This is a genomic window from Streptomyces sp. NPDC093064 (assembly GCF_044754605.1).
In the GTDB taxonomy this organism is placed as follows: domain Bacteria; phylum Actinomycetota; class Actinomycetes; order Streptomycetales; family Streptomycetaceae; genus Streptomyces.
The window spans coordinates 1-1,469 of the sequence record NZ_JBIVPK010000147.1 but is presented as its reverse complement, the minus strand read 5'-3'; the positions used below and the strand labels follow the sequence as shown (position 1 = coordinate 1,469).

The following is a 1,469-nucleotide window of genomic DNA, read 5'->3' as shown; positions in this document are numbered from 1 at the left end:
AGACCCAACGTCAGCCGGGAGAGCATCGCCGTCCCGGAGTTTAGGGGGCACCCACCCCGGTCGTATCTCACTCGTGTGGAACGTGGAAACCCCGCTGGGGTCCGGACGCGCAAGCGTCCGGTCAGCCGACCGTAAGGAAGGCCCAACTCCCCAGCGGGAACAGGATGACCCAAGAAGCCAACGCCGGTGGCCGAAAGGCAGCGGGAAACCGGGGCAGATGGCCAGCACCTCCGCTGGTCGCCCCGCATAACCGGCCGGATACGGGCACTGTCCGGACCCGCAAGGGTGCTGACGTGGGTCAGGTGGGCCTGTGAAGACTCGGTGATCAACAGCGCCGGAACCGAAGGGCAAGTTAGACACCGTGGCAACGACATCATCCGTGGCGGATACCGTCCAGGACGACAGCGTCACCACGATGAACGGACCTGAGGACGAGTCCACCGACTGGCAGTCGATCGACTGGCAGAACGCGGAGGACGAAGTACGGCGGCTGAGACAGCGGATCTTCACGGCGTCACAGGCAGGGGACCTCAAGAGGGTCCGCAATCTCCAGAAACTGATGCTCCGCTCCCGCTCCAACACGCTGGTGAGCGTGCGGCGGGCGACGGAGATCAACGCTGGCCGCAAGACGGCAGGGATCGACGGACGGGTCGTCCTGCTGCCCCAGGGGAAGGCCGAACTGGCCGACTGGATGCAGCACCGGGCAGCTTCATGGAAGCCCTTGCCCGTCAGGCGGGTCTATATCCCCAAGGCCAACGGTCGTCAGCGCGGCCTCGGGATTCCCGTGATCATCGACCGGTGTCTTCAAGCCGTGACGCTGAACGCGTTGGAGCCCGAGTGGGAGGCACGGTTCGAGCCGAGATCCTATGGATTTCGTCCCGGTCGTGGCTGTCATGACGCGATCGGAGCGATCTTCCTGGCCGCCAAGGGCAAGAGCCCGAAGCGCCAGTGGGTCCTTGACGCGGACCTGGCAGCGGCGTTCGACCGCATCGACCACGACCGCCTCATGGCCGCCATCGGACAGTTCCCCGCACGGGGGCTGGTCGAGCAGTGGCTCAAGGCAGGAGTGATCGACCGCGGCGTCTTCGCCCCGACCGAGGAGGGGGTTCCGCAAGGCGGGATCATCTCCCCGGCGCTGATGAACGTGGCCTTGCACGGGATGGAAGAGGCTGCCGGAGTCCACTACCGGCTCACCGGCCCACGGGCTGGTGAACTGGCAGTCGGCTCGCCGACTCTGATCAGGTACGCCGACGACCTGGTGGTTCTCTGTCACAGCCGTGACGAGGCCCAGCAGGTCAAGGAGCGGCTCGCCCGGTGGCTCAAGCCCCGAGGTCTGGCCTTCAACGAGGACAAGACGCGCATCGCGCACCTCGATGAGGGCTGTGACTTTCTGGGCTTCACCGTCCGCCGCTATCACGGCATGCTGCTGATCAAGCCGAGCAAGGCATCCGTGCGACGGATCCGGGCAC

The 1,469-nt window shown here is 65.9% G+C and carries 1 protein-coding gene; it reads left to right on the top strand.

The window, feature by feature from the left end:
• Positions 1-415: 415 nt before the first annotated feature.
• The coding region (locus ACIQFZ_RS43485) for a reverse transcriptase domain-containing protein (RefSeq protein ID WP_402694006.1) at positions 416-1,469 on the top strand (1,054 nt) is incomplete at its 3' end.